Origin of the sequence: Peribacillus psychrosaccharolyticus ATCC 23296 (genome assembly GCF_000305495.1) — a bacterium.
GTDB lineage: Bacteria > Bacillota > Bacilli > Bacillales > DSM-1321 > Peribacillus > Peribacillus psychrosaccharolyticus.
The window spans coordinates 1-6,903 of sequence record NZ_AJTN02000165.1 but is presented as its reverse complement, the minus strand read 5'-3'; the positions used below and the strand labels follow the sequence as shown (position 1 = coordinate 6,903).

4 protein-coding genes are annotated in these 6,903 nt (G+C 39.0%); all 4 read right to left on the bottom strand.

What is annotated here, in order from left to right; genetic code table 11:
* Window positions 1-43: 43 nt before the first annotated feature.
* On the bottom strand, window positions 44-847 hold the full coding sequence (locus WYK_RS08425) for an endonuclease I family protein (RefSeq protein WP_328286273.1): 804 nt from the start codon (window positions 845-847) through the stop codon (window positions 44-46).
* The gene (locus WYK_RS08420; RefSeq protein WP_040374084.1) at window positions 844-1,773 is read right to left on the bottom strand and encodes a S8 family peptidase; all 930 of its coding nucleotides are present in this window, start codon (window positions 1,771-1,773) and stop codon (window positions 844-846) included. Before WYK_RS08420 ends, WYK_RS08425 begins: the two co-directional genes overlap by 4 nt.
* A gap of 149 nt (window positions 1,774-1,922) precedes the next feature.
* The gene (locus WYK_RS08415; RefSeq protein ID WP_040374083.1) at window positions 1,923-5,438 is read right to left on the bottom strand and encodes a YhaN family protein; all 3,516 of its coding nucleotides are present in this window, start codon (window positions 5,436-5,438) and stop codon (window positions 1,923-1,925) included.
* Entirely contained in the window at window positions 5,435-6,703 is a 1,269-nt protein-coding gene (locus WYK_RS08410; protein WP_040374082.1) for a metallophosphoesterase family protein, read from the bottom strand. Before WYK_RS08410 ends, WYK_RS08415 begins: the two co-directional genes overlap by 4 nt.
* Between the last annotated feature and the right edge of the window lie 200 nt (window positions 6,704-6,903).

Here is a 6,903-nt window from a genome sequence, read left to right as displayed (position 1 = left end):
TGAGAAAATCCGAAATTACGGTTTTTCTCAAGTTTTTTGTTATTTATAGAATCATTGACCGTGCAAATCCAGGATAATCAATAAAAGGATTACGATTTCCTTGCAGCTCCTGAATGGCTTGATTTCGGTGCAGCTCATAGCGTGAAACTGGAAACCTTTGATGCCACTCAAGTAAAAGAGAAATATTCACTAGTTCATGCGATATGGTTTGCGGGTAACGCACTAAAAAATAGAGCGTTGACCGAGCTACGATCCCTTTTCCATATTCCGGTTCAAACTTTCCACCCTCATTTTTCCCGCATCCATCCTTCACGCCAAGAATCAACCGTTCAGGAATATAATCTAAGAAATCATCATATGGATGGTTACCCCTGATGCTATTACATCCAGGGTCACAGGCAAAAAGATGATGAAGATCTCCTTTCATCGGATCTTTTTTGTGAAACCAGGATTGTGGAACCACATGTTCACAGTTTAAAAGAGACGTCCCTGATTGTCCCTGCTGCACTTCTTGCTCTAATTTTCGAATATCCTCTTCAATCACATCGAGGGGATCCATCCTTTTCCCCGAGTACAAACTTTTAAGCGTTCGATCCTCCTGAAGATCTACCCAGGGATATAAATATCGATGCGGGGTGTAGCTTAATTTTTGAAGATGTGTTTCTTCTAAAAGCTTTCTGATTCGTGAAGATAGATAGCTATCCTTAAAAGAAATCATACGGTAATAATCATTTCTTTGTTCTATGTCGGTACGTTCATTATAATAGTCACGTTTCAAAACTGCCTTTAGCTCAGCTTTGCACCACTCACGTTCTTGGGCAAGTTCATGTAAAAGGTCCTTCATCATATACTTAACTGCTCAGGTTTCATTTTCTTACTTAGGACTTCTTCTAAATAGTCTACCGCTGTTAGATATAACAACCCATTTCCTTCAAGCTTTGGGGAATTACCCAGCGGAATCGTCCTTCTAATCAATTGTGAATAGAGCTCCGGCTCAGTCAGTGGCCGTCCAAAGCTCTCGTTTACCATGACTTTAATTAGCGCAAGCGCGCCAGATACGTGAGGTGTCGCCATTGACGTACCACTCAGCTTAGCATACTGTCCATTTAGATAGGTTGAGAGAATCTCCTCACCTGGAGCGACCAGGTCCACTTCATTATTAGAATTAGTAAACGATGAAGATCGTCTCTCTAAATCAATTGCCCCTACACTGATTACTTCATTGTAACAGCCGGGGTAACCCATTTCATCTGTAGTATCATCTCCGTCTCCATCATTCCCTGCTGCACACACAACAAGAATCTGTTTAGAAATCGCCTGTTGGATTGCTTGATGAAGCTCTGGGACATCCTCAGATCCTCCAAGACTCATTGAAATGATATCTACCTTTTGTTCCACCGCATAATTGATTCCATTTATAATCCATTCATATTGGCCGGAACCCTTTTTGTCCAGTACTTTCAAAATTAATAAATCTGCTTCAGGCGCGACTCCTGCCACACCAACATCATTCTTTTCAGCCGCAATCGTCCCTGCCACATGTGTACCATGACCATTATAGTCGACAAACATCTCAGGATTGGATTGATCATCATCGGTGAAATTCCGACCACCAATAATCCGACTTTTCAAATCTGGGTGGGTTATATCACAGCCTGTGTCGAGAATGGCTACTGTAATACCTTTTCCTTTTGATTTGTTCCACACGTTTGGAGCCTGAATCAATTCGACTCCTCTTGGCACTTCAGTTGTTTCAAGTTCGACAGTTTTCACCTGATACGGAAATAAATGAACTTTTTTTGTTCCATTTTCACTCCTCCTGACAGGTTATATTCTATGCCGACACCAAAGTTGGGTATTCATATTTTACCAATTAATTACCATCCATACTAGTTACCTTCGACGGATTTGGTAAAAAAATTTCACTTAACACTCACTAACTTCGTAAGTTGTTCAAGTTGGAATTGATCCTCATTGGCTATATCCTTCATTAATTCAATCAACCTGGAATGATGAGTAAAGAAGATAACTTGTGTTTTCTTTGACAACTCTAATAGTACCTTTAAGGTTTCTTTTGCTCGTTCATCATCAAAATGAATAAGTATATCGTCAACTATGAATGGAATAGGTTCATTTTCTTGAACATATTTTTCAATACTTGCCAATCGGAGCGCCAAGTATAATTGATCCTTCGTGCCATCGCTCATCCCTTCAATTGAGACTCTTTCTCCATCCTCTCGAATGCCTACTAAAATCGGCTCATCTTTTTCATTATAATCGACCATCACGTCATGATATTTATTCAGCGTCACTTTAGCAAAGATCTGGCCTGCACTGATTAAAATGGGACTCTGGTTCATTTCACGATAATACTCTATGCCTCTTTTTAAAAGCATGGATGCCATCTTAAGGAGATAATATTGATCAGCATGAAATTCTATACTGGAGACAATACTCTCTTTCTTTTGTCCAGCAAGTAAAGCCGTCATATTATGTCCGGTAATTTTTTCTTCATATTCTTTCTGAATGACTCCATGACCTTTACTAATTGAAATTTTTTCTTCATCTAAAAATTGCAATTCTTCCTCTATATGCTTTAGTTCTACAGATATGTGGTCAAGGTCTAACACACATTCTTCGAAGAGCTGAACAAGGGTCATACCTTCTCCATCACTAAGTAACTTTTCTTCTATTTCCACCAATTTCAACTGATACTGACGATTTTCATAGAATTTAGAAATCACTTGTCCAAGTTCCTCTGCCTTACACCCCGCCAGTTTTCTCAATTCTTCCTGTTTATCAGCAGCCCCCTCCATCTCCTCTTTACATTCTTGAATTCTATCAATAAATTGTTTGGCCTGCTTCTCCATTGCCATTGCAGTACTTTTGTTTTTTTGTGCGTCTATTAGTTCACGATGTAATTGGCTCACGGCCATATGAATAGGCATGGATTGTAGATGTTTAAAGTAATCGTTGATAAGAATTTCTGCTTCGTTTCTAAATTGATCCATACTAAGATTTACTTCAATAAGTTCTTTTTCGGTATCTTTCATTTTTGTATACGCTGATAAACAATGCTCTACTAGCTCCAGCAATTGAATCACCACGGCTACCGAGGCATCAGGTTTGGCAATCAAACCTTGTATATTCTGTTTCCAACTATCGTTCCATTGCCTTAACTCAAGCTGAATCCTCTCTTTTTCAACTTCCTTTTCTACCCGTTTTTTCTCGATTTGTTTTAATTGAATAGCGTTATTTTCTCTTTTTGTTTTCATCACTTGCAGATATTTTATCGTTGTAACCGAACGATTAAGAAGGTCCAATAACGTGTCTTGTTTTGCTGTTACCTCTAATTTTTCAAGAATCTCTGTTAGAGTCTGCTTTAAATGAGTAAGTTTTTCTTTTTTCTGTTGAACTTCAGACAATACTTCCATATAACGGATACTTGATTCATTAATTTGTTGAAGTTTTTTAATCCACTCTAGCATTTCCTCTGGTTCTAATGGGGAAATTCCAGTTTGTGCCCAGCAGTTTTCCCATTCCTTTTTACACGCTTCCCATTCCATCCATACCTTTTCTTGATTGGATAAATACTCTTCTATCATTCTTTTACTGTTTTCAATATCTCCGAGAAGCTTATTCTTTTCGCCGACCTTTTCTGCCTGAACGCGCATCTGATCTGAAGCCTTATCTGCTTTATACATCGCTTTTTCAAATACGTGTTCAAGTGACCTGCCTTTTGTAAAGACCGCTATCTCTTCTGTATCTTCTGTTTGAGATAACTTAGAACGAATCATTTCCCATCCATAATCTCGATGCTCACGCATACCATGAAGCTCTGTCTCAGTAGGAATACCCTCCATCCGTTCCAGATCTCGAATATGACGAATATTCTCTTCCATTTTTCTTTGTTCTTCTTCAATAGATTTATTAAATCGTGCTATGGAATCGTCGAAATCTCGGAATAAGACGACATACTTTTTAATACTTTCATTCATCGGGAATTTTTGTTCTAACAGAGCTTCTCTATTCTTTGTCCATAGTGGCAACGTCCTTATCATGAATTCAAGTAACGCTTCTTGCCTTTGACTCTCGGAAACTAGTTGTTTAAGCTCTTCTTCTATCCTGACTTCTCGTTTCACCTGTTCAAGGATTAATTCCAAATTATCTAAATCTTGAACTTCAACCAAACTCATCTGTTCTTTACTTAATTCATCTATTTCAATTGCCAGCGTATTTTCTTCTTTTACAGCAACATAAAAGGCTTGATCTAATAATGGTTTTTGTTTAGAGAGCTCAATAATGGTGTGTTTAGTTTCTGCAGGAATTCGAAGTGTTTCAATTGTTTCTAGAAGGGTGATGGAGCGATCAATATTTTTTGCTATCTGTAAAGCTTGGTACTCCCAGCGCTGTTTTTCTTTCTCTAAACCAGGTTTACTTTCTAAGTAATTTTCGTAGGTTAACACATTCTTATATAACGATTCGATTAACGGCCCCTTCTCCAAAATAAATGCATGGATCTGAATAGCAGCCAGCTCGCTATTAAGTTGTTTTAACTGTTCTTCTGCCCTTACTTTATCTTTTTGCGCACGCAAAAACGTTTGTTTATTTTCTTGAAATTGATTATGACTATCAATCGGCAGCTCAGGGACTTCCCCCAACTCACCCATCTTCATTGTATATTCCTTGTGCTTAGCAACTTGCGGCAGAATTAATTTTTGGCGCCGGAGCTTCCGCTGCTTGAATTCTAATTCTTTACTTTTATTTAGAATTTCTTGCAGAAGATGTTCACTTTCATGATACTTATTCTCGATTTCTTTCCAATCTTTCACTCGCATCTGACTTTCAGCAATGATTCTAATTAATTCCCGCTCTTTTTTAACGAGACTATTAATAAGCGGCGTTCCTGATCTGCCTTTCTTAAAAATACTGTCTGTTTTTTTGTCGACCTGATCCAGTACCTCTCGAATCCTATTCATTCCTGATGCCGCTGAAAACAACCCTTCCCCTGCATGCCCGCCGCTTTCCAGCAGCTTGTTTCCGCCTTCACGAATTCGAACATGATCCAGAGCAAACATATGTGTAAACTGCTGTCTTGAAAGATGATTCATAAACTGCTGGATTTTTTGTTCCGGCAGCGGTGAATCATTGATATCGAGAAGCGTATTTTTGGTTCCTTTACGCCTCACAAACCGCAGTTTTTCACCATTTACATGACGCAGTTGTCCTTCGATTCGCAGCTGTTTATTATCATGTTTAAAAGAATACGGTGTAGTTTTTGGAAACCCATAAAGTAAATCGGTAACAGAGGAAAGAATTGTGCTTTTACCAGCTTCATTCAGTCCATAGGCAAGATGAAAATTTTTACTTTTGTCAAAGGACAACAGATAGTCAGTAAAATGTCCAAATGCTTTCAAGTGAATGTAATCAAACCTCATCTAGACTCCTCCTTCGTTAAATATGTAATAATGACATCTTCAACTTCTTTAAACCGTTGTTTTAACAAAAATGGATTCGTATAATCAACTCCGCGTTCCATCTGACGTAATTCATGAGGCAGTGTGTTTTGAAGCTCCGTAAATTCATCCAGTAATTCTGAAATGACCGTATCATCTTCTTGAATCTCACGTAAATAATCAAGGATACCGGCGAGCGGGGTATGCTCACTCCTAAGCTCTTCTAAACTCGTCAACCCAGACGTTTCGATTTTCACTTTTTCTATCCAGATGTCTCCCTGGCTGACTTCAAGTGCTAGGGCGCGCAGATTATTAATTACGTGCTCTGTTTCCGTAAGGAGTTGATGATGAATAACGCTTACTCCAGTAAACTTAAATCTGACTGCTAGAAAGCGCCCATCTGCTTTTTCAAACACTGACTCTAAAACCATACGTGCTTTTTCAAGTAAGGCATGTATGTCTCCTACTTCACTGCCAGCATCTACTTCACACATCTCCCAACGTAGAACATCAAGCTCAATATGCTCAACAGATTCGATTTCACCGTCACTTACTGTCACATAAGAACAGCCTTTACTGCCTGTTTCCTTAATATGCCTTCCCTGAATATTCCCAGGAAAGAGAATGTACGGCTTCTCTAATAGCTGCTCTCTCTGATGTACATGACCCAGGGCCCAGTAATCATAACCGCAAGCCGTCAAATCCCTCAAAGAACAAGGAGCGTAACGCTCATGTCCTTCCCTGCCTGACGCTGATGTATGTAATAAGCCAATATTAAAATACGTCTCAATGGGAGGCGGGTACTGTAGAGCCATATTGTCTGTCACGGCACGTGTTGAATAACTTTGTCCATGTATCGCAGTGTTCAGGTTTTCTAATAAAACGGTTTCTGGTTTCTTTGATGACAGCTCATAAACATTACTTGGCAATTTCAGCTGCTTTGAAATTTGACTTGCAGCATCATGATTCCCGCGGATTAAAAAGACCGGAATATTTTTTTGCTGTAGAATGGTCATTTGACTCACAAAGAACAAACCGGTATTGTAATCCTTCCAGTCTCCGTCGTACAAATCCCCCGCCAGGAGTACAAAGGCAGCCTTACGACTAACTGCTGCATCAACCAAATTAACAAACGCTTCCCGTGTAGCATTCCGAATCTTTTCTGCAGGAGCACCATCGTACTGCTCCAATCCTCTTAGCGGACTATCCAAGTGGATATCTGCTGCATGTATAAATGAAAAACCCATATAAGCACCTCCTCATCGTTATCTTTACATACAAATTCTGGATGATTCTCGGAAATCCTTTATTAATTGACAGGTAACCACAAATTTACTGACATTTCTCTTCCTTTATAATGCGTTTGGGTTTGAAAATTTGTTAGTTTGTCATTCATTGATTGATGTGGGTAAGCATAATTATAGTTGTGGGGTTTGAAACAGTGTCA

Excerpts from the sequence above, each read along its gene's own strand:
- WYK_RS08425 (WP_328286273.1), bottom strand. The coding sequence starts at position 847 with ATGATGAAGGACCTTTTACATGAACTTGCCCAAGAACGTGAGTGGTGC.
- WYK_RS08415 (WP_040374083.1), bottom strand. The coding sequence starts at position 5,438 with ATGAGGTTTGATTACATTCACTTGAAAGCATTTGGACATTTTACTGAC.
- WYK_RS08410 (WP_040374082.1), bottom strand. The coding sequence starts at position 6,703 with ATGGGTTTTTCATTTATACATGCAGCAGATATCCACTTGGATAGTCCG.